This is a genomic window from Sphingomonas sp. UV9 (genome assembly GCF_004101245.1).
Classification (GTDB): Bacteria; Pseudomonadota; Alphaproteobacteria; order Sphingomonadales; family Sphingomonadaceae; genus Sphingomonas.
The window spans coordinates 752,107-774,406 of record NZ_SCIN01000001.1 but is presented as its reverse complement, the minus strand read 5'-3'; the positions used below and the strand labels follow the sequence as shown (position 1 = coordinate 774,406).

The following is a 22,300-nucleotide window of genomic DNA, read 5'->3' as shown; positions in this document are numbered from 1 at the left end:
TCCGCTTTCATACCCCAACGAAGCGGCAAAGCTTTCGATGCAGGCGGCACAGATTTACCGACGGTTCAAATCCGGGCGCGCATCCCCTAGATGCAATCCCGAATCTCCAAGGAACTCCGATGACGACGCACACGACCCGCATGCTTATCCTCGGTTCGGGCCCCGCCGGGCTCTCCGCCGCGATCTATGGCGCGCGTGCCGGGATGGCGCCGATCGTCGTGCAGGGCATCCAGCCCGGCGGCCAGCTGACCACCACCACCGATGTCGAGAACTATCCCGGCTTCAAGGACGTGATCCAGGGCCCGTGGCTTATGGAGCAGATGACCGCGCAGGCCGAGCATGTCGGCACGCGGATGATGTGGGACACGATTACGCAGGTCGACCTGACCAGCCGCCCGTTCCGCCTGATCGGCGACAGCGGCGACGTGTACGAGGGCGACACGCTGGTGATCGCGACCGGCGCGCAAGCGAAATGGCTCGGCATCGACAGCGAGGAGCCGATGAAGGGCAAGGGCGTCAGCGCCTGCGCGACCTGCGACGGCTTCTTCTACCGCGGCAAGAAGGTCGCGGTCATCGGCGGCGGCAACACCGCGGTCGAGGAAGCGCTGTACCTTACCAACCATTCGCCCGACGTGACGCTCATCCACCGCCGCGATTCGCTGCGGTCGGAGAAGATTCTCCAGGAGCGGCTGTTCGCGCACAAGGGCGTGACGGTGCTGTGGAACAAGGAAGTCCGCGAATTCGTCGACGGTGGTGGCAATGCCGGGCTGGTCGCGCTCGAACTCGAGGACACGGTGACCGGCGAGCGGTCGCGGCTCGATGTCGATGGCGGGTTCGTGGCGATCGGCCATCATCCGGCGACCGAGCTGTTCCGCGGTCACCTCGAACTCGATTCGGACGGCTATATCGCGGTCGAGACGGGCTCGACCCGCACCAATGTCGAGGGCGTGTTCGCGTGCGGCGACGTCGCGGACAAGATCTATCGCCAGGCGGTGACCGCGGCGGGGACGGGCTGCATGGCGGCACTGGATGCAGAGCGCTTCCTCGCGGCGGCCGAGTTCGCGGAAATGGCCGAGGCCGCCGAATAGCAAAAGCGGGTTAGGCTAGGGTGCGCCTGATCGCGGTCTCTAGCGCGGTGCCGGCCTCGCCGGTGAAGCTGTGCGAGGCGGTCTCGATCGTTTCGACGGCGACGGCCTTGCCGGCTGCTGCTGCGAAGGCGATCGCGGTTGCGTCGCCGCTGGCCAGGATAACCGTAGCATCGCTTTTCCAGGCGGCGAGAGCGGTCAGAACGCGGGCGGAAAGCGAGTTCTTTTCCTGATTTTTCGGGTGAGATAGCTTTTTCAAACCTCTGATAAAATTGGCAAAGTCTATCTTTCCCATGACGGCTCTGCGCCACGTTGCGGGGTCGCGGAGCGCGGCGTGATAGCGGGCGCGGATCGCGGCGGCGGGGGGGAGCTCGTCGATCGGCTCGACCACCCAGGGGTTGGCGAGGACGACCCGATCGATCCCCGCCGATCGCCCGAACAGCGCCAGCGTGCTGGCCGCGTCGCAATTGCCGAAGCCGATCAAGCGCGTAACGTGCGGCGCTGCCTGCCGGAACGCAGCGGCGGCCGCGATCAGGTCGGGTTGCGCGCTCAGGAACCCGTCATTGTCGCCGGTCGAATCCCCCACGCCGCGCCGGTCGTAGCGGAACACGGGCGTGCCGGTTGCGGCCAGCCGTTGCGCTAGCAGTGCCATCCCGCGATGCGCACCGCTGCGGATCTCGTTGCCGCCGGATACGATCAGCAATCCGGTCGTGCCGGCGGCTTCGTCCAGCGTGGCAGCAAGCGTTTCGCCTTCGCAAGCGAATGCGATCAGCTTTCGCATGATGCGATCCAGTGCGAGATATCGGCCGCAAGATGCTGGGCTAGAACGATATCATTTCCCGGCTCCGATCGACGCCAGAGTGGCGCGCCGATGTAGGTCGCGTCGGCGGGGCGGGGATCGGTTTCGAGACGCACGATCCGGCGTCGCCCGCCAGCGTGCGGCACGGCGTCCTGCAACTCGGCAAGCATAGTGGGAGACAGGAGATTGCCTGCATATTCACCATCGGACTTTCCCGCGGCGGCGCGCGTGCGCTCCAGCTCGCGGACGAGATCTTCACCGGGTTGCGGGGCGAGGTGCCAGCGCCCGGCTAAAGCCACATCGATATCGAGCAGCGCGCCGCTTCTTATCGACAGTGCATAGCTACGGGCGCCAAGTTGTTGTGCCAGCGCGATATAGGCTTGGCGTTGATCGGACAGTTTCGCGTCCACCGTCGCGACGCTGCTTTCACCGGCGCCGGGAAAGTCGGGGAGCACGCTGCCGATCCCGCTCTCCGCAAGCGCGCGCAAGATCGTGCAGGCGAACCGCCGTGTCCGGTTCGCTTCCTCGAACAGGGGCAAGGCGGCGATGACGATCGGGCCGCCATCGGGGCCGAAGCGCAGCATCGTCTCGCGGCCGCCGCTCCAGTCATAGGTATCGAAGCGAAGGCCAGTCATCCCGGCGGAAGCTAAGCCCCCGACGCCATCTAGACCAGTGCCTTGCTCGCAGCGAACGCGACCAACGCGCCGAACGTCTCGAGCATTTCGCCGTCGATCTCGTCGTCCTCGATCAGGATGCCGAGCCGGTCTTCGAGTTCGGTCAGCACGCTCGCCACCGCCATCGAATCGAGTTCGGGCAGCGCGCCGAACAGCGGGGTGTCGGCGGTGAAGGTGGCGACACGGTCGGCGCTCAGGCCAAGGATATCGGCAAGGACGGCGCGTACCGTCGTTTCGACTTGAGAGGTACCTTCGAAGATCACGAGCATCGCCTGAACCGTTACGAACCGGGCCCCGCTAGCGTGTGGGGGTGAATTCGGCAATCGCTTGGCGCTATTAGGGGCGGATGATCGCTCTAGACCCCGTTCCGTACCCTATCGACCATGTCGCCTTGCGCGGTGCCGCGGAGGACGTGGCACTGATCGACAAGGCGGGCGCGATGACGTTTGCCGAGATCGAGGACGGGGTCGCGGCGCTGGCCGGGTGGCTGGCGGGGCGGGGGCTGTCGGCGGGAGACCGGGTGGCGACGTGGTTGCCCAAGACGCGCATCGCCTGCCTGATGCCGCTGGCCGTGGCGCGCGCGGGGCTCGTGCATGTGCCGGTGAACCCGCTGCTGCGGCGGGCTCAGGTCGCGCATATTCTGGCGGATAGTGGTGCGCGGTTGCTGGTGACGCAGGGGATGCGGGCTGGAACGCTGGAGGGCAGCGATGTTCCGGAGGCCTGTGAGATCGTAGACGAGACTGAGCTTTCCCCGTTCACCCGCGAAGGCGGGGGTCCAGGGTTACAGAGCGCAGCGTCCGTGGTTCCTGGGCCCCCGCCTTCGCGGGCGAACGGTAAGGTGATCGGGCCGTCGGATGCCGATCCGGACTCGCTTGCAGCGATCCTGTACACGTCGGGCTCCACCGGTCGGCCGAAGGGTGTCATGCTCAGCCACGCGAACCTCTGGCTAGGGGCGATCTCCGTCGCGCATTATCTGAAGCTGGAGCCGCACGATCGCGTGCTCGGCGTGCTGCCCTTGTCGTTCGATTACGGCCAGAACCAGCTGTTCTCGACCTGGGCGGCAGGCGCCACGGTAGCGCCGCTCGACTATCTGGTCGCGCGCGACGTCGTGAAGGCGGTCGAGCGGGTCGGGGCGACGACGCTGGCAGGCGTGCCGCCCTTGTGGACGCAGTTGCTCGAAGCGGACTGGCCCCCGGAGACTGCGGCGCGGTTGAAACGGCTGACCAATTCCGGCGGCGCGCTGACGTCGCGGCTGGTGAGCGGCCTTCGTGAGCGGTTTCCGACGGCCGATATCTACGCGATGTACGGGCTGACCGAGGCGTTCCGGTCGACCTATCTCGACCCGGCGCTGATCGATTCGAAGCCCGATGCCATGGGGCGGGCGATCCCGTTTGCGCAAGTTTCGGTGGTGAAGCCCGACGGCACGCGCGCCGCGCCGGGTGAGGCGGGGGAACTGGTGCACGCCGGGCCGCTCGTCGCGCAAGGCTATTGGCAGGACGCGGAGCGGACGGCGCAGCGGTTTCGGCCCGCGCCGGACGGTCGCGGCATGGCGGTGTGGTCGGGCGATACCGTGGTCGAGGGCGAAGACGGGCTGTTGCGCTTCGTCGGACGCGATGACGAGATGATCAAGAGCGCGGGGAATCGGATCAGTCCGCTCGAGGTCGAGGAGGCCGTGCTGGCCGGGGGCGAGGCGCGGGAAGCTGTGGCTGTGGGTGTTGCGGACGAGCGGTTGGGGCAGGCGATCGTGGTGATGCTCGCGGGCGATGCGGCGGGTGAGATCGCATTACGGGCGCGGTTGCGGACGGCTTTGCCGAGCTTCATGCAACCGGCGGACTATCTTTGGCGCGACGAATTGCCGCGCAATGCCAATGGTAAGCTCGACAGGTCTGCGATTGCGTCTGAGGTTCGAGCGCGGGGGAACAAGGAGGTGGCACGATGAAGCCGATGGGGGCTCTTCCTCCGGAGTTTGCCGGACAGTCTGGTGAGCTCGTCATTGGCGGACGTACCGCTGACGACTGGACTACACACGCCGGCGACACGCCGCTGTTCGTCTACGACATGGCGATTGTGGCTTCCCGCATCGCGCGCTTTCGGACGGCAATGCCGGCGATTGATCTCCACTACGCGATCAAGGCCAATCCGCATGCCGACCTGCTCGCGGCGATCGCGCCGCTGGTCGACGGCCTCGACGTCGCATCCTCAGGCGAACTCGCCAAGGCGCTGACCGTAAAACCAGCCGCCTCGATCAGTTTCGCGGGGCCGGGCAAGCGTGACGACGAACTCGCCGCCGCCATCACCGCCGGCGCCACGCTCAACGTCGAATCGGAAGGCGAGGCGGCGCGGGCGTTCGCGATCGGCAATCGGCTCGGCGCCACACCGCGGATGGCGGTGCGCGTGAACCCCGATATCGAACTCCGCGGGTCGGGCATGCGGATGGGCGGGCGACCATCGCCGTTCGGGGTCGACGCGGTACGCGCGGCGGCCCTCGTAAAGGCGATCGTCGGCGCGGGGGCGGATTGGCGCGGCTTTCACATCTACGCCGGCAGCCAGGCGCTCGATCCCGGCGCGATCATCGAGACGCAGGCCGCGACGGTCGCACTCGCGGCGCGGCTGGCGGACGAGGCCGGCGTCGCGCCCCCGCTCGTCAATCTCGGCGGCGGCTTCGGCGTGCCCTATTTCGCGGGCGATGTGGCGCTCGACATCGACCGCGTCGGCGAGGCGCTGGCCGAATCACTAGCAGCCCGTCCCGCGATCCTCGCCGAAACCCGGTTCGCGATCGAACTCGGCCGCTGGCTGGTTGCCGAGGCCGGCGTCTATCTCACCCGCGTGATCGACATCAAGCAGAGCCAAGGCGAGACCTTCGTCATCGTCGACGGCGGGCTCAACCACCAGCTCGCCGCCAGCGGCAATTTCGGCACCGTCGTCCGCCGCAACTATCCGCTCGCGGTCGCCGTACGCATGGGCCAGGAGGCTTCGGACACTGTTTCCGTCGTCGGCCCGCTCTGCACCCCGCTCGACCGCCTCGGCGACAAGATCGCGCTGCCGCCGGTCGCGGTCGGCGACCTGATCGCGATCTTCATGGCCGGCGCATACGGCGCGAGCGCCAGCCCGAGCGCTTTTCTCGGGCATCCACCGGCGATCGAGATCGTTACTGCTCCATAGCCTACCGGTCCTTTGTCCCAATCTGGGGCGATGGCCGGTCGGGAGCATGGTTACAGGGCGCTCCTAACGCTATCTTCACCTGTTCCATGCATAGCCGAGGCTGAGTTTAGCCGACCGCCGGGCAACCGACGGCCGGTGTGGCGCCAGGAGAGAAAGTGCCCATGCGTTCCGGACCCGTATCGAAATCCCTGCTGACCCTCGGCCTTGTCGGCGCGACGCTATCCGCGTGCACGAGCACCGGCGGCCGGCCCGAACTGCCGCCTGCCGCCTATGTCGCGAATCAGGAGCTGCCGGGCGAGGAATATGTCATCGGTCCGCTCGATCAGCTCAACATCTTCGTCTGGCGCAATCCCGAACTGTCGTCGAAGGTCCAGGTGCGTCCCGATGGCCGGATCACCACGCCGCTGATCAACGACATGCCCGCGGTCGGCAAGACCCCGGCAATGTTGAGCGACGACATCAAGAAGGCGCTCGCGGCCTATATCAAGGACCCGATCGTCTCGGTGATCGTCGAGAATTTCAGCGGCACCTATAGCCAGCAGGTCCGCATCGTTGGCGCGACCGAAAAACCCGCCTCGATCCCCTACCGCGCCAACATGACGCTGCTCGACGCGATGATCGCGGTCGGGGGGCTCAGCCAATATGCCGCGGGCAACAAGGCGCGGCTGGTGCGCTATGATCGCACCACCGGCAAGCAGACCGAATATGGGCTGCAGATCGGCAATCTCCTCAAGAAGGGCGATTCGTCGGCCAACGTCCGGCTCGAGCCGGGCGACGTGATCATCATCCCCGAATCGATGTTCTGAGGGACGCCGGGATGAACGGGATCTTCGACGAGGGGCGCATCGCGCTGCACACGATCTGGACGCGGCGCTGGCTCGCGCTGGCGGTGGCGTGGGGCGTGTGCGTGCTCGGCTGGCTGGTCGTGTCGCAAATCCCGAGCCGCTACGAATCGACCGCGCGCGTGTTCGTGCAGATGCAGACGGTCCTGCCCGCGGGGATGGACGGCGTGCCGCAGAGCGTGCCGATGACCGTCGATACGATCCGCACGACGCTGATCTCCGCGGTAAACCTCGAGAAGGTCGTGCGCGGCACCGATCTGGCCAACACCGTGTCGAGCGATCGCGACGTCGCCGACCGCGTCGCTGCGCTCGCGCCCAACATCAAGATCGCGTCGCAGCAGGATAACCTGTTCCAGATCACGACGAGCGCGGCGAGCCCGAAGCTGGCACGCCAGATCACGCAGAAGCTGATCGACCTCTTCGTCGAGCAGAATCTGGCGGGCGATCGCTCCAAGACCACGCAGAGCCTGACCTTTCTCGACCAGCAGCTCGCTGCGCGGCAGAAGCAGCTCGCCGACGCCGAGGCCAAGCGAGCGGACTTCCAGAACCGGTATCTCGGTGCGCTCCCGGGGACCGGATCGGTCAGCGACCGGATCGGCGCGGCGCGCTCGCAGATGGCGCAGGTCGATGGCGATCTCGCCGCCGCGCAGTCGAGCCTTGCTGCCGTGCAGGGGCAGATGGCGGGAACGCCCGCTACCGTGGCGGGGGCAGGCGGCGTCGCGGGGGCTGCGGGCCCCGCCCGTGCACGCCTCCAGGCGATCCAGGGCCAGCTCGCCGATGCCCGTGCGCGCGGCTATACCGAGAACCATCCCGATGTGGTCGCGCTGAAGAGCCAGCTGTCCGCGGCGACGGCGGCCGCTCGCAGCGAGCCTCTCGCCGGCGGCAGCGGTGCCGGCAGCGCGCAGAACCCGCTTTATGCCTCGCTCCAGTCGATGGTCGCGGATCGCACCGCCACCGTCGCGTCGCTGCGGATGCGGCGGAGCCAGTTGCAGAGCGATCTCGATCTGCTCAATTCAAAGCTGACCGGGGATCCCGAAGTCGCCGCCGAGCAGGGTTCGATCGATCGCGATTACCAGGTGCTCAAGGACCAATACGACACGTTGCTGCGGCAGCGCGAACAGACTGCGCTGGTCGGCCAGGCGCAGTCGCAGAGCGATAACGTCAAGTTCAGCGTCATCGATCCCCCGACCATGCCAAGTACGCCGAGCGCACCGAACCGAATGCTGCTATTGACGGGTGTGCTGATCGTCGGACTCGCCGGCGGGATCGGTGCGGCGTTCGCCATGGGGCGGTTGCGGACGACGTTTTCGACCAGTTCGCGGCTCGAAAAGGCGGCGGGGATGCCGGTGATCGGATCGATCGGCGAAGTCGTGACGCGCGTGCAGTCGAACCAGCGCCGTCGCAAGTTCAAGCTGTTCCTGGGCGGCACTGCCGCGCTGGGCGTCGCTTATGTCCTTTTGCTGGGGGTCGAGATCCTCCAGCGCGGGCTGGCGGCATAAGGGGGAATGGCCGTGACGAAACCTGATCGCGAACCCTCGCTGCTCGAGCGCGCAGCCAAGGTCTATGATTTCGGCGCGCACGCGCGTGCGCGTGCCGGCGTCGTGCCGCCCGCGCCGCACGAAGCGCCGCCGGAAGCATCCGTGGCCGACACGCTGCCCGTCTCGCCCGAGCCTGCCACGGCGGTGCCGGAGTCGGCGCCCGATCCTACCGACGCGACCTTCCTCGCGATCCCCGAGGAACTGCGCGCGCCGGTCGGCGACGAGTTTGTCGACGAGATCTACTATCCCGAGGAATCGGACGACACCGCGCGGATCGATCGCGGGATGCTCGCCGCCAACGGCATGATCGTGCCCGGCGCACCGGTCGGTCCGCTCGCGGAGGAGTTCCGCCTGATCAAGCGCCAGTTGCTGATCGCCAGCGCGCGCATCGCCGAGAGCGACAGCCCCGACAAGGCGCGGATGATCCTGGTCTGCTCGGCCCGGCCCGAGGACGGCAAGACGTTCTGTGCGATCAACCTCGCGCTTTCGATCGCTGCCGAGCGCGATACCGAAGTGCTGCTCATCGATGCCGACGTCGCCAAGCCCGATATCGTCAAGCAGCTGGGCCTGAGCGATGGCCCCGGCCTGCTCGACGCGCTGGGTGATGCGCGGATCGACGTGGAGGATCTGGTGATCCACACCGACGTGGCGCATCTGTCGATCCTGCCCGCCGGCACCAAGACCGCGATGGATACCGAACTGCTCGCCAGCGCACGCACGAAGGCAGTGATCGCGCGGCTCCTTGCCGCCAATCCGCGCCGCATCGTCATCATCGATTCGCCGCCCGCGCTCGCTGCGTCCGCCGCGTCGGTGCTGGCGATGCGCGTTGGCCAGGTGATGCTCGTCGTGCGCGCCGACCGCACGCCGGAGAGCGAACTGCGCGCCGCCGTCAACATCCTCGACGGGTGCGAGCATATCCAGCTCGTCCTGAACGCCGTTTCGTTCGTCCAAGGCGGCGCGCGGTTCGGCAGCTATTACGGCCAGGAGAGCTCGTGATGACTCGGCCGACCATCGGAGCGACGGTGCGCACGCGCGTCCTGGCAGGCGTCGCGGCCACGGTCGTCGTGGCCGGCGTCGTAACCGGCGCCACGCCTGCGAGCGCGCAGACCGAAGTGACGCCGCCCCCCACGCTGCCATCATCGGGGCCGGATACGGCGCGGCGCGTTACCATCAGACCGTATGTCGAGGCCAGCCAGACGCTTGCCGCCGACCTCAACGGCGGCGACGTGCTGACCTATACCAGCCTCGCCGCGGGTGTGGACGCCGCGATCGCAACGCAGCGTGTCACGGGCCAGCTCAGCTATCGGTATGAACGCCGGTTCGGCTGGGGCGACCGGCTGGGCGACGACGACATCCATTCCGGACTCGCCCGGGTCGATGCTCGCGTGACGCGCAACCTGACGCTCGAAGCGGCCGGCATCGCGACGCGCGCGCGCTCGGATATCCGCGGCGCGGCGCCCGGCCTGCTGGTCGGCAACGTCAATAACGTCAGCCAGGTCTATGCGGTCTATGCCGGACCCAGCTTCACCACCGTCGCCGGGCCGGTCGTTTTCGACGCGAACTACCGGCTGGGCTATACCAAGGTCGAGACGCCAACCTTCGGCGACACGTCCATCGGCGGCCGGCGGCTCGATTATTATGACGATTCGATCGGCAATACCGCCACCGCCCGCGCATCGGTCGCGCCCGGTCTGGTCGCGCCGTTCGGCGCCACGCTCAGCGGCGCCTATGACCGCGAGACCGCCAGCCAGTTGAAGCAGCGCTACGAGGGCTATTACGGCCGCGGCGACATACTCCAGCCGATTTCACCTTACGTCGCGCTGACCGCGGGCGTCGGGTACGAAAAGATCGAGACGAGCCAGAAGGACGCGGTCGTCGATGCCACGGGGACGCCGGTGCTCGACCGCGATGGTCGCTTCGTCACCAACGACGCCTCGCCGCGGCGCGTGGCATACCGGACCGACGGCCTCTATTACGATGCCGGCGTGATCTGGCGGCCCAATCGTCGCACCTCGGTCGAGGCCCATGTCGGCAAGCGCTATGGCTCGCTCAGCTACACCGGCACGGCGACGTACCAGGCTTCCAGGTCGGTCGGCCTCGCGGTCAACGTGTATGACGGCGTCCAGACCTTCGGCCGCCAGCTCCGCACCGGCATCGGCAATTTGCCGACCAGCTTCCTGACCGGCAACCAGCAGGGCTTCGGCCAGCAGTTCAACGGCTGCGTGTTCGGCTCCAGCGGCGCGCAGCCCGGCGGCTGCCTGAACGACGTGTTCCAGTCGATCTCGACCGCGAGCTACCGCGCGCGCGGGATCGACGGCGTGATCGTCGCCACCCGTGGTCGATCGACCTGGGGGGCAGGCGCGGGCTATGCCAACCGCAAGCTGTATTCGCCGACCGTCGCGCCGGGGCTTATCGTCACCGGGCTCGAGGATCAGAGCTATTACGGCCAGCTGTTCTACGCACGCACCCTGACACAGGTCTCGGGCGTTAACGCCGACCTGTTCGTCAACTATTACGATCCCGGCGTGCCCAACATCGCGGCGGCGGACGTATCGGGCGACGACGGCGTCTGGTCGTATGGCGCGACCGGCACCTATTACCGCAATTTCGGACGGCTCGGCACCACCGCGTCGCTCGGACTTTACAGCTTCAAGGTCGGTGACCTCGACAGCGACTGGTCGGCGCAGGCGCTGGTCGGTGCGCGATATCAGTTCTGAAGGCGAGAGCAGATGTACGACGAACATTACGGACTGACGGGTCGGCCTTTCCAGCTCACCCCGGACCCCAAATTCTGGTTCGAGACCGCTACGCACCGCAAGGCGATGGCGTATCTCGGCTATGGCTTGGCGCAGGGTGAGGGCTTCATCGTCATCACCGGCGATATCGGCGCGGGCAAGACGACGCTGGTCGGTCATCTGATGGACACGATCGACCACCAGCGGCTGAACGCGATCCGGCTGGTATCGACCGCGATCGAGGCGGACGACCTGCTGCGGATCGTCGCGACCGAATTGCACGTCGATCCGGCGGGCCTGACCAAGGCCGAATTGCTGACCGCGATCGAGCGCGGGCTGCACGCGGTGGCCCGTACCGGCAAGCGGACGCTGCTGATCGTCGACGAGGCGCAGGCGCTGCCTGTATCCGCGCTCGAGGAACTGCGGATGTTGTCGAACTTCCAGGCGGGCGGGCATGCGCTGTTGCAGATCGTCCTGCTCGGCCAGCCCGAGTTCCGCGATCGACTGCACGGCTCGGAGCGGCTCGAACAGCTCCGCCAGCGCGTGATCGCGATCCACCATCTCGATCCGATGGAGCAGCATGAGGTCTCCGAGTATCTCGCCCACCGCCTGACGGTCGTCGGCTGGACCGGTAACCCTGATTTCGCGGACGATGCGTTCGCGGCCTTCTACGCCGGCTCGGCGGGCGTGCCGCGGCGCCTGAACCTGCTCGCCGGGCGTGTCATGCTCCATGCCGCGATCGAGGATCTGCGGGTGATCGACGCGGCGGTCGTGCGGTCGGTGCAGCGCGACCTCGAAGGCGACCTGCCGACGCTTGCTACGGATACGGGAAAGGGCGCCACCGCCCCGGTCGAAGGGCCCGTTCATCCCGCCCAGCCCGCCGCGCTCGCCGAAGCACCGCGCGCCGATCCGGCGACCGAGGCGCGCATCGCGGCGCTGGAGGCACGGGTGGAGTTGCAGGACGAGGCGTTGCGCCGCGTGTTGACGCTGCTGGTCGACTGGGTCGAAAGCGACGACGCCAAGCCCGAATACGCTCCGATCCGCGGTGTCTCCGCCTGGCACGATGCCGCCTGAAATGCCCGTTCTCAATGGCCCCGTTCTCAATGGCATGTCGGTCGATGTTGAGGACTGGTTTCAGGTCGGGGCGTTCGAGAAGGTCATCGACAAGGCCGACTGGGATTCGCTCCAGCCCCGGGTCGAGGCCAATACCGACGCGGTCCTCGCGCTGTTCGCCGAACGCGATACGAAGGCGACGTTCTTTACGCTCGGCTGGGTCGCGCATCGCTATCCCGCGCTGATCCGCCGGATCGTCGAGGCCGGGCACGAGATCGCCAGCCACGGCTGGGATCATCAGCGCGTCTTCACGATGACCCCCGACGTCTTCCGCGCCGACCTCGTCCGCGCACGCAAGGCGATCGAGGATGCGGCGGGCGCGAAGGTCACCGGCTATCGCGCACCGAGCTTCTCGCTCGACCAGCGGACACCCTGGGCACATGTCGAGCTGGCGGAGGCTGGCTATGCCTATTCCTCCAGCGTCGCGCCGGTGAAGCACGATCATTACGGCTGGCTCGACGCGCCGCGCTACGGGTTCAAGCCGCTCGCCGACAGCGCGCTGATCGAGGTGCCGGTGACGGTCGCCAAGTTCGGGGAGCGCAAGCTCGCGACCGGTGGCGGGTTCTTCCGCCTGCTTCCCGCCGCGATCACCGACTTCGCAGTCCGTCAGGTCAACCGTGAGGATCGCCCGGCGATGTTCTATTTCCACCCATGGGAGATCGACCCGGCGCAACCGCGTGTCGAGGCTGCACCGATGCGCTCGAAGATCCGTCATTACTCGCGGCTCGGCGCGATGGCGGGCAAGTTGCGCGGGTTGCTCGGTCGCCACGCATGGGGCCGCGTCGATACGGTCGTCGCGCGCGAAGCGGCCCGGCTGGCGTGACCGCACCGATGCCCGTCGGCGTGCGCGAAGCGGACCTTCGCGATCCGGCCGAGTGCGCGCGGATCGCCGCCTTCGTCGCGAAAGTCGACGGTGCCACCCCGTTTCATCTCCCCGAATGGAGCCGCGCCGTGCAGGACGGCTGCGGCCAGCGCGCACGCTATCTGCTGTCGGAGGATGCCGGCGGTGCCCTTATCGGCGTGTTGCCGCTGACCGAGATGCGTTCGCCGCTGTTCGGGCGTGCGCTGGTATCGACCGGGTTCGGCGTCGATGGCGGCATCTTGGGCGCGTCGATCGAACCGCTCGCGGCGGGGGCATGGAACCTCGCGTTGCGGACCAATTGTCCCTCTGTCGAACTACGCGGCGGCCCCGCGCCGAACGGCTGGGATAGCGACGACACCAGCTATCTCGGCTTCGCGCGCGATCTGGCCGCGGACGACGATGCCGAACTGCTCGCGATCCCGCGGAAACAGCGCGCCGAAGTCCGTCGTTCGCTCGGTTTCGACCTCGAGATCGTCACCGGCAACGACCGCAAGCTGCTCGCCGAGCATTACCGGGTCTATGCGGAGTCGGTTCGGAATCTCGGCACGCCGGTGTTTCCCGCAAAGCTTTTTCGTAGCGTTGCCAGCGTGATGGACGCGGATGTTCTTACCGTCCGGCACAAGGGCAGGGCGGTCGCCAGCGTACTCAGCCTGTATTTCGACGGCACCGTCTACCCTTATTGGGGCGGCGGGACCGGCGCGGCACGCGGGCTTCGCGCCAACGACCGGATGTATTTCGCGCTGATGGCGCACGCGCGCGCGCGCGGCTGTACGCGGTTCGACTTCGGTCGTTCGAAGACCGGTACCGGCGCGGCGGCATTCAAGAAGAACTGGGGCTTCACGCCCGAGCCGCGGCTCTATGCCAAGCGCAGCAACGGCTCGGCGCGCGAGGTCAACCCGCTCAACCCCAAATACGCGCTGATGGTGAAGACGTGGAAGCGCCTCCCGCTATGGGCCGCGACCGCTGCAGGACCGTGGATCTCCCGAGGCCTGGGGTGAGCCTGCTCTTCCTGGCGCACCGCGTGCCCTTTCCGCCCGACCGCGGCGACAAGATCCGCAGCTTCCACGTCCTCCAGTATCTGGCGAAGCGCACGCGCGTGCATCTGGTGGCGTTCGCCGACGACGAGGCGGATGTCGATCCGCCCGCGGTGTTCACCGGCATGCTCGCGAGTTGCACGATACTGCCCCGTAGCAAGTCGCAAAAGCGCGCTGCCATCGAAGCGCTCGCCACCGGCCAGCCGGTATCGCTCACCGCCTTCGCGAGCCCCGCGATGCAGGTCGCCGTCGACCGCATCCTGCCGCAGGTCGGCGGCGTCTATTGTTTCTCGGGCCAGATGGCACAGTATCTGTCGGTCGACGGCCCGCCGGTCGTGATGGATTTCGTCGACGTCGACTCCGCCAAGTTCGCAGGCTTCGCGGACGACGCCCGCGGGCCGATGCGATGGATGATGCGGCGCGAAGCCCGGTTGCTCGGTGCCTTCGAGCGGCAGGTCGCAGCCCGCGTTTCGGCCAGCCTGTTCGTCAGCGATGCCGAAGCCGCGCTGTTCCGCGACGGCGGTGCAGCCGGCCGGACACTCGCGGTCGAGAACGGTATCGATTCTGAGACGTTCGATCCGACCGTACGGCTCGCCGCTTCCGCGAACCTTCTCCCCCCCGGCGATGGCCGGGGCCCAATTGGAGAGGTTTTGGAAACGAAGCCCGATCCGTCGTTATCGACGTCCCCCGATTGGGCCGCGGCCTTCGCCGGGGGGGAAGGTCGCGACGGGGCGGATAACGGGAAGGGGGCAGAATCCCTCATCGTCTTCACCGGCCAGATGGACTACCGCCCCAACATCGACGCCGTCACCTGGTTCGCGCGCGATATCCTCCCGCTGATCCGCCGCCGCCGCTTCGCGCGCTTCGCGATCGTCGGCCGCGCGCCCACCGCCGCGGTGCAGGCGCTCGCCAGCGACCACGTCACCGTCACCGGCGAAGTCGACGACGTCCGCGGCTGGCTCGCCGCCGCTGCCGTCTGCGTCGCGCCACTCAAACTCGCGCGCGGTATCCAGAACAAGGTGCTCGAGGCGATGGCGATGGCGCGCCCCGTCGTCGCCTCCGCCGCCGCGGCGGAAGGCATCGACCACGCCGGCACCATCCGCGTCGCCGCCACGACGCAGGATTTCGCCGATCAGGTGCTCGCGCTGCTCGACTCGCCGGACACCGCAGCCACGCTCGGCGCCGACGCCCGTGCGCAGGTTATCCGCCGTTATGGCTGGGACGCCCGCCTCGCGCCGCTCGACGCCCTGCTCGGCCTGACCGCATGACCGCCTGGCGTCGTCACGGCATCGCGCTGGCAGTCGCGGCCGTGCTGATCCTGCTGACGTTCCACACCGACGTGCGCGATCTCGCGCAGATCTGGTGGAACAGCACGACCTTCGGGCATTGTCTGTTCATCGGCCCGGTCGTCGCGTGGCTGATCTGGCAGCGCCGCGCGGAGCTTGCTCAACTCACCCCGACCGGCTGGTGGCCGGGCCTGGCGCTCGTCGCGCTTGGCGGGTTCGGCTGGCTGATGGGCGACGCCGCCTCGGTCGGCTTCGCGCGCCATCTCGGGCTCGTCCTGATGCTGCAAGGCGCAGTCGTCACGATTCTCGGACCCAATGTCGCGCGGGGCCTGCTGTTTCCGCTCGCCTACGCCGTCTTCCTCGTCCCGTTCGGCGAAGGCCTCGAACCGCCGCTGCAGACCATCACGGTCGCGATCGTCATGCCGCTGCTCCACCTCGTCGGCGTACCCGCGGTGGTCGATGGCGTGCTGATCCACGCCGGCCGCTATTATTTCGAGGTTGCGGAGGCGTGTTCGGGCGCCAAGTTCGTCATCGCGATGGTGGCGTTCGGCGTGCTCGTCGCCAATCTCTGCTTCCTGTCCTGGAAACGCCGCGCGATCTTCCTGGTCGTCTCGGTCGTCGTGCCGGTCATCGCCAACGGGTTTCGCGCGTTCGGAACGATCTGGGCGGCGAACCTGACCTCGATCGAAGCCGCCACCGGGCTCGACCATATCGTCTATGGCTGGGTCTTCTTCGCGCTAGTCATGGCCGCCGTGCTGGCGATCGGCTGGCGCTGGTTCGATCGCGCGCCCGACGATCCCGCCTTCGATCCGGCGACGCTCCAGGCGACACCCCGCCACCGCGCGGGTCTCCCGATCGCTACCGCGCTCACGCTCGTGACGGTCGCGGTCTTCCCGACATGGAGCACGGCGATCGCGAGCCGGGCGCAGGCGTTGCCCGCCCATATCGACCTTCCCGAAATCGCCGGCTGGCACCGCGTGCCGGTCAGCACACGTGCACCCTGGACACCCTATTACCCCGGCGCGGACCATTATCTGTTCGGCCGCTATGCCGACGCATCGGGCGCGACCGTCGACATGAGCATCGCGGTGTTCGGCAACCAGCACGAGGGCAAGGAACTGATCGCGTTTGGCACCGGCGTGTTGCGGCAGGAGGACCGCTGGGTCCGCGTCGCCGATCTGCCCGGTATTTCCGATAGCGTGGGGGCACGCGGCTCGGCGATGCGGATCACTGCGCCGGGCCCCGTAGAGCGGATCGTCGCGACGTGGTACCGGGTCGGCGACACGACCACGCAGGACGATACGCTGGTGAAGATCGAGACGATGAAGGCGCGGCTGCTCGGCGGCCCGCAACGCGCGGTGGCGATCCACCTCTCGGTCGAGGGCGCCGACCCGCGTCCGATCGCGCGGTTCCTCACTGCTCTCGGTCCGATCGGTCCCGTTGCCGATCATGCAGCGGGGATGCGCTAGATGTGCGGCATCGCCGGGATCTTCCACCCGGGTACGCCAAAGCCGGTCGACCCCAATCGCGTCCACGCGATGATCGCAGCGCTGGCGCATCGCGGGCCCGACGGCGACGGCATCTGGACCGCCCCCGGCGTCGGGCTCGGCCATCGCCGCCTGTCGATCATCGATCTCGAAGGCTCGCCGCAGCCGATGTCGGACGGTACGCTGACGATCACCTACAATGGCGAAGTCTATAATTTCGCCGAACTGCGCGACGAACTGATCGCCAAGGGCGCGATCTTCCGTACCGCTGGCGATACCGAAGTCTTGCTCCACGCATGGCGCGCCTGGGGCCCGTCGATGCTCGACCGGTTGAACGGCATGTTCGCGTTCGGAATCCACGACTCCGCCGCGCACACACTGTTCCTCGCCCGCGACCGCATGGGCGTGAAGCCGCTATATTATGTCGAACTCGCCGACGGCTCGCTCGCCTTCGCCTCAGAACTCAAGGGCCTGCTCGCGCATCCGCAGTTGCGGCGGGTGCCCGATCTGAGCGCGGTCGAGGATTACCTCGCGCTGGGCTATGTCCCCGACGATTCCTGCATCGTCGCGGGCGTGAAGAAGCTGGCGGCGGGGCATTTCCTGCTGGTCGAGCGGGGGCGTCCGGTCCCCCGACCGCGCAAATGGTGGGACATCGATTTCTCCAACCGCGCGACCGGCTCGGCCAGGGCGCTGGGCGAGGAACTGGTCGACCGGATGCGTGCGGGCGTGCGGTCGCGGATGGTCGCCGACGTCCCGCTCGGCGCGTTCCTGTCGGGCGGCGTCGACAGCTCCGCGGTGGTCGCCTTGATGGCCGAGGCTAGCCCCAAGGCGGTCCGCACCTGCACGATCGGCTTCGACGAAGCGGGCCATGACGAGCGCAGCTTCGCCACCACCGTCGCGCGCCGCTTCGCCACCGATCACCGCGAGCGCTTGGTGAAGTCGGGTGACGTCTCGCTGATCGACACGCTCGTCGCGAGCTTCGACGAACCCTTCGCCGACGCATCCGCGCTGGCCACGTATCAGGTCTGCGCGCTTGCCCGCGAGAGCGTCACTGTGGCGCTGTCGGGCGATGGCGCGGACGAAGCGCTCGCCGGATACCGTCGCTACAAGTTCCAGTCCGTCGAGGAGCGTGTCCGCGGCCTGCTCCCGGCGCATCTGCGCGCGGACGTGTTCGGTACGCTCGGGCGCTGGTATCCCAAGGCCGACTGGGCCCCGCGGCCGCTGCGCGCGAAATCGACGTTGCTCGCGCTCGCGCAAGATGGGGGCGAGGCGTATGCGCGGTCGGTCGGTGTCACCACGCCCGAGCTGCGCGCGCGCCTCTTCACCCCCGGTGCCCGTGCCACGCTCGGCGGGTATCGTGCCGAGGACCGCTATGTCGCGACGATGGCGAACGCGCCGGCGCGCGATGCGATCGACCGCGCGCAATATGCCGATATCAAGCATTGGCTGCCCGGCGACATCCTCACCAAGGTCGATCGCACCAGCATGGCGGTCGGCCTCGAAGCGCGCGAGCCGTTGCTCGACCACCGCCTGATCGAGTTCTGCGCGACGCTGCCGGCGAGCATGCGGCTGCGGCACGGCGAGGGCAAATGGCTGATGAAGAAGGCGATGGAGCCGTATCTGCCGCGCGAGATCCTCTACCGCCAGAAGATGGGTTTCGTGACGCCGATCAGCGCGTGGTTTCGTGAAGCGCTGGCGGGCGAGGCGATCGCCCTCGCCAAGTCGCGCACGGTCGTCGAGACCGGCTGGTTCGACATGGCGACGATCGCACGGATTGCCGACGAACACCGCATGGGCCGCGCCGAGCACGGCCGCACGTTGTGGCAGTTCGTGATGCTCGAACGCTCGATGAAGCGGATGTTCGGGTAACTTCTGATCCTCCCCCGCCAGGGGGAGGTGTCGCCGAAGGTGACGGAGGGGGAGGACACGCAACTGCAGTGGTCGCTTACCTCCCCCTCCGTCTGGCAAGTGCCAGCCACCTCCCCCTGGCGGGTGAGGATCGTACGGTCCTAGAACAACCCCTCGATCAGCCCGTCGTCGTTGAGCCGGATCGCTTCCGCCGCCGGCACCCGCGGCAATCCCGGCATCGTCATGATCTCGCCGCAGATCGCGACGACGAAGCCGGCGCCGGCTGCGAGGCGAACCTCACGCACCGGCACGATATGCCCCGTCGGTGCGCCCAACAAGGCCGGGTCGGTCGAGAAGCTGTACTGCGTCTTGGCGAGGCAGACGGGGAGGTGGCCGTACCCCGCATCCTCCCAGCGCTTGAGTTGGGCCAGCACGCTTGGCTCGGCGACCGCATGCTCGGCGCGGTAGATGCGGCGCGCGACGGTGTCGATCTTGTCGAACAGCGAGAGTTCGTCGCCATAGATCGGCGCGAACCCGCCGCCATGCGTTTCGCAAATCTCGGCGACCGCGTCGGCCAGTTCGACCGCGCCCGCGCCGCCTTCCGCCCAATGCCGGCACAGGATAGCGCGCGAGCCGTGCTGGGCCGCGGCGTCCTGGATCGCGGCGATCTCCGCGTCGCTGTCGGTGTAGAAGTGGTTGATCGCGACGATCGCGGGCACGCCGAACTGGCGGATGTTCTCGATGTGGCGGACGAGGTTGACCGCGCCGCGACGCACCGCCTCGACATTCTCCTGCGCGAGGTCGGCCTTGGCGACGCCGCCGTTCATCTTCAGCGCGCGCGCGGTCGCGACGATCACAACCGCGTCGGGGGCAAGCCCTGCCTGGCGGCATTTGATGTCGAAGAACTTCTCCGCGCCGAGATCCGCACCGAAACCGGCTTCCGTGACGACGTACTCGCCAAGCGACAAAGCGGCGCGCGTGGCGATGACCGAGTTGCAGCCGTGCGCGATGTTGGCGAACGGGCCGCCGTGGAGGAACGCGGGCGTGCCTTCCAGCGACTGGACGAGGTTGGGCTTGATCGCCTCGGCCAGCAACACCGCCATCGCACCGTCGGCCTTGAGGTCGCGTGCGGTAATCGGCGTGCGGTCGCGGGTGTAGGCGACGACGATATCACCAAGCCGCCGTTCCATGTCGGCGAGGTCGTTGGCGAGGCACAGGATAGCCATGACTTCGGAGGCGACGGTGATGTCGAACCCCGACTCGCGCGGATAGCCATTGGCGACGCCACCGATCGACTGGACGATGTCGCGCAGCGCACGGTCGTTCATGTCGAGCACCCGCCGCCAGACGACACGCCGGACGTCGATCTGGAGCGCGTTGCCCCAGTGAATGTGGTTGTCGATCATCGCCGCGAGCAGGTTGTGCGCAGACGTGATTGCGTGGAAATCGCCGGTGAAGTGAAGGTTGATGTCCTCCATCGGCGCGACCTGCGCGCGGCCGCCACCGGTCGCGCCGCCCTTGGTGCCGAAACACGGTCCTAGCGAGGGTTCGCGTAGAGCTAGGACTGCCTTGCGGCCGGTGTGGCGGAGTGCGTCGGCGAGGCCGATCGAGGTGGTGGTCTTGCCTTCGCCTGCCGGGGTCGGGTTGATCGCGGTGACAAGGATCAGCCGGCCCTTCGCGTCCGACTTCCGTGTCTCGAGCCAGTCGAGCGCGATCTTGGCCTTGAACCGGCCGTAGGGCTCGATCGCCGCGTCGGGGATGCCGAGGCCGTCCGCGACGGTGGCGATGGGGCGCAGCGCGACGCTGCGGGCGATGGCGATATCTGTGTCCATGCCGGTGTGCGTAGCGGGGGAGGCGGCGGGTTGCCAGAGTTGGGTTGAAAAACCGGGCCACCACCCACCCCGTCATGCCGGGCTCGTTCCGGCATCCACCGTTCCGCAAACTCTACGGCGTGTGAGTGCGCGGAACGGTGGGCCCCGGAACAAGTCCGGGGTGACTGGGCTGAGGTTAGTATGACTAGGCGCGCCGCGGCTAAGCCGCCCTTCGACTGCCTGCGAAGGCAGGCGCTCAGGACAGGCTAAGTCGGACGGGGCTTTTGGCCCCGCCGGCCGGGCGTGACGCGGAGCCGCGCCGGAGCTTTCGCTCCGGCTTGGGCGTCACGCCGCGAACTGGTTCATGGTATTATGCGCGCCGCCGGCCTTCAGCGCCGCCTCGCCCGCGAAATACTCCTTGTGGTCGTCGCCGAGATCCGAGCCGGACATGTTCTGGTGCTTCACGCAGGCGATGCCCTCGCGGATTTCCTTGCGCTGGACGCCCTTCACATAGCCCAGCATCCCCGCGTCGCCGAAATACTCCTTGGCGAGATTGTCGGTGCTGAGCGCGGCGGTATGATAGGTCGGCAGCGTGATCAGGTGATGGAAAATCCCCGCGCGCTTGGCCGAATCCGCCTGGAAGGTGCGGATGCGTTCGTCGGCTTCGTCCGCGAGCGTAGTGCCGTCGTAATCGACGCTCATCAGCCGCGCGCGATCATAGGCGGAGATGTCCTTGCCCTCGTCGACCCAGGCGTCGAACACCTGCTGGCGGAAGTTCAGCGTCCAGTTGAAGCTGGGCGAGTTGTTGTAGACGAGCTTGGCGTTCGGGATCACCGCGCGGATGCGGTCGACCATGCCGGCGATCTGTTCGATGTGTGGCTTCTCGGTCTCGATCCAGAGCAGGTCGGCGCCATTCTGGAGCGACGCGATGCAGTCCATCACGCAGCGGTCCTCGCCGGTGCCGGCGCGGAACTGGAACAGGTTGGAGGGCAGGCGCTTCGGACGGAGCAGCTTGCCGTCGCGGTTCAGGATGACGTCGCCGTTCTGCGCGGTGGCGGGGTCGATCTCCTCGCAATCGAGATACGAGTTATACTGGTCGCCGAGATCGCCGGCGTCCTTGCTGACCGCGATCTGCTTGGTGAGGCCCGCGCCGAGCGAGTCGGTGCGCGTGACGATGATGCCGTCCTCGACGCCGAGTTCGAGAAACGCGTAACGGCAGGCGCGGACCTTCGCGAGGAAGTCCTCGTGCGGCACGGTGACCTTGCCGTCCTGATGGCCGCACTGCTTCTCGTCGCTGACCTGGTTCTCGATCTGGAGCGCGCACGCGCCCGCCTCGATCATCTTGCGCGCGAGCAGATAGGTGGCCTCCGCGTTGCCGAAGCCTGCATCGATGTCGGCTATGATCGGCACCACGTGGGTCTGGTGGTTCTCGATGGCGTTGAGCAGGCGCTGTTCCTCGATCGCGTTCCCGGCGGCGCGGGCGGCATCGACCTCGCGGAACATCATGCCGAGTTCGCGGGCATCGGCCTGGCGGAGGAAGGTGTAGAGTTCCTCGATCAGCGCGGGGACGCTGGTCTTCTCGTGCATCGACTGGTCGGGCAGGGGGCCGAACTCGCTGCGCATCGCCGCGACCATCCAGCCGGACAGGTACAGATACCGGCGGTCGGTCGTGCCGAAATGCTTCTTGATGCTGATCATCTTCTGCTGCGCGATGAACCCGTGCCAGCAGCCGAGCGACTGGGTGTAGTGCGCCGGGTCCGCATCGTAGGCGGCCATGTCCTTGCGCATGATCGCCGCGGTGTAGCGGGCGATGTCGAGCCCGGTGGTGAAGCGGTTCTGCAGCCGCATCCGCGCGACCGATTCGGGCGAGATCGCATCCCAGGTGCCGTTCCGGTCGGCGATGAGGTTGGTCAACTGGGCGATATGGGTCTGGTAGGTCACGGGCGATCCTTCGCTGCTGCGTTGATCGCCGTGTAGGATTATTGACAGAACTTTAGCCGGGAAAGCGCTTGGGGATAGGGTCT

18 protein-coding genes are annotated in these 22,300 nt (G+C 67.5%); 13 read left to right on the top strand and 5 right to left on the bottom strand.

Annotated features, from left to right (window positions below; all coding sequences use genetic code 11):
• Positions 1 to 119 precede the first annotated feature (119 nt).
• Positions 120 to 1,088: a thioredoxin-disulfide reductase gene (gene trxB / locus EQZ23_RS03230; RefSeq protein WP_128453001.1), complete on the top strand. Its 969-nt coding sequence runs from the start codon at positions 120 to 122 to the stop codon at positions 1,086 to 1,088.
• A 10-nt stretch (positions 1,089 to 1,098) separates the two neighbouring features.
• Here the strand turns inward: trxB and EQZ23_RS03225 are convergent, their stop codons facing one another.
• From EQZ23_RS03225 to EQZ23_RS03215, 3 genes are read right to left on the bottom strand one after another with little or no spacing between them, the layout of a single operon-like run.
• Positions 1,099 to 1,866, bottom strand: a complete 768-nt coding sequence (locus tag EQZ23_RS03225; protein ID WP_128453000.1) for a hydrolase 1, exosortase A system-associated — start codon at positions 1,864 to 1,866, stop codon at positions 1,099 to 1,101.
• Entirely contained in the window at positions 1,854 to 2,519 is a 666-nt protein-coding gene (locus EQZ23_RS03220; protein WP_128452999.1) for a hypothetical protein, read from the bottom strand. The genes EQZ23_RS03225 and EQZ23_RS03220 overlap by 13 nt, the downstream gene beginning before the upstream one ends.
• Positions 2,520 to 2,548: 29 nt before the next feature.
• Positions 2,549 to 2,827 carry an acyl carrier protein gene (locus EQZ23_RS03215; protein WP_128452998.1) on the bottom strand — a complete coding sequence of 93 codons (279 nt, stop codon included), beginning with the start codon at positions 2,825 to 2,827 and terminating at the stop codon, positions 2,549 to 2,551.
• A gap of 77 nt (positions 2,828 to 2,904) precedes the next feature.
• On the opposite strand from EQZ23_RS03215, the gene EQZ23_RS03210 reads away from it, so the two are divergent.
• The 12 genes from EQZ23_RS03210 to EQZ23_RS03155 all read left to right on the top strand — a co-directional run bounded on the left by EQZ23_RS03210 (position 2,905) and on the right by EQZ23_RS03155 (position 18,486).
• Complete coding sequence (locus EQZ23_RS03210) at positions 2,905 to 4,497, top strand: acyl-CoA ligase (AMP-forming), exosortase A system-associated (RefSeq protein WP_206364151.1); 1,593 nt, start codon at positions 2,905 to 2,907, stop codon at positions 4,495 to 4,497.
• On the top strand, positions 4,494 to 5,720 hold the full coding sequence (locus EQZ23_RS03205; RefSeq protein WP_128452997.1) for a pyridoxal-dependent decarboxylase, exosortase A system-associated: 1,227 nt from the start codon (positions 4,494 to 4,496) through the stop codon (positions 5,718 to 5,720). The genes EQZ23_RS03210 and EQZ23_RS03205 overlap by 4 nt, the downstream gene beginning before the upstream one ends.
• Before the next feature lie 161 nt (positions 5,721 to 5,881).
• The gene (locus EQZ23_RS03200; RefSeq protein WP_128452996.1) at positions 5,882 to 6,526 is read left to right on the top strand and encodes an XrtA/PEP-CTERM system exopolysaccharide export protein; all 645 of its coding nucleotides are present in this window, start codon (positions 5,882 to 5,884) and stop codon (positions 6,524 to 6,526) included.
• An 11-nt stretch (positions 6,527 to 6,537) separates the two neighbouring features.
• Positions 6,538 to 8,061 (top strand): XrtA system polysaccharide chain length determinant, encoded by a 1,524-nt coding sequence (locus tag EQZ23_RS03195; RefSeq protein WP_128452995.1) that lies wholly within the window; start codon positions 6,538 to 6,540, stop codon positions 8,059 to 8,061.
• A gap of 6 nt (positions 8,062 to 8,067) precedes the next feature.
• A complete protein-coding gene (locus EQZ23_RS03190; protein ID WP_128452994.1) occupies positions 8,068 to 9,096 on the top strand; it encodes an AAA family ATPase in 1,029 nt (342 codons plus the stop codon).
• Complete coding sequence (locus EQZ23_RS03185; protein ID WP_128452993.1) at positions 9,096 to 10,817, top strand: hypothetical protein; 1,722 nt, start codon at positions 9,096 to 9,098, stop codon at positions 10,815 to 10,817. The genes EQZ23_RS03190 and EQZ23_RS03185 overlap by 1 nt, the downstream gene beginning before the upstream one ends.
• Positions 10,818 to 10,829: 12 nt before the next feature.
• Entirely contained in the window at positions 10,830 to 11,909 is a 1,080-nt protein-coding gene (locus tag EQZ23_RS03180; protein WP_128452992.1) for an AAA family ATPase, read from the top strand.
• 1 nt (position 11,910) lies between these two features.
• The gene (locus EQZ23_RS03175) at positions 11,911 to 12,771 is read left to right on the top strand and encodes an XrtA system polysaccharide deacetylase (protein WP_240663167.1); all 861 of its coding nucleotides are present in this window, start codon (positions 11,911 to 11,913) and stop codon (positions 12,769 to 12,771) included.
• The gene (locus EQZ23_RS03170; protein ID WP_128452990.1) at positions 12,768 to 13,808 is read left to right on the top strand and encodes a FemAB family XrtA/PEP-CTERM system-associated protein; all 1,041 of its coding nucleotides are present in this window, start codon (positions 12,768 to 12,770) and stop codon (positions 13,806 to 13,808) included. The genes EQZ23_RS03175 and EQZ23_RS03170 overlap by 4 nt, the downstream gene beginning before the upstream one ends.
• A complete protein-coding gene (locus EQZ23_RS20150; protein WP_240663164.1) occupies positions 13,805 to 15,112 on the top strand; it encodes a glycosyltransferase in 1,308 nt (435 codons plus the stop codon). Before EQZ23_RS03170 ends, EQZ23_RS20150 begins: the two co-directional genes overlap by 4 nt.
• Entirely contained in the window at positions 15,109 to 16,599 is a 1,491-nt protein-coding gene (gene xrtA / locus EQZ23_RS03160; protein ID WP_128452989.1) for an exosortase A, read from the top strand. The genes EQZ23_RS20150 and xrtA overlap by 4 nt, the downstream gene beginning before the upstream one ends.
• Positions 16,600 to 18,486, top strand: coding sequence for an XrtA/PEP-CTERM system amidotransferase (locus EQZ23_RS03155; RefSeq protein ID WP_128452988.1), 1,887 nt, complete (start codon positions 16,600 to 16,602; stop codon positions 18,484 to 18,486).
• Positions 18,487 to 18,626: 140 nt separating this feature from the next.
• Here EQZ23_RS03155 and EQZ23_RS03150 read toward each other — a convergent pair whose 3' ends face one another.
• Together EQZ23_RS03150 and EQZ23_RS03145 are read right to left on the bottom strand one after the other, a co-directional pair.
• Entirely contained in the window at positions 18,627 to 20,297 is a 1,671-nt protein-coding gene (locus tag EQZ23_RS03150; RefSeq protein ID WP_128452987.1) for a formate--tetrahydrofolate ligase, read from the bottom strand.
• Between the two features lie 324 nt (positions 20,298 to 20,621).
• The gene (locus tag EQZ23_RS03145; RefSeq protein ID WP_128452986.1) at positions 20,622 to 22,217 is read right to left on the bottom strand and encodes an isocitrate lyase; all 1,596 of its coding nucleotides are present in this window, start codon (positions 22,215 to 22,217) and stop codon (positions 20,622 to 20,624) included.
• Positions 22,218 to 22,300 lie beyond the last annotated feature (83 nt).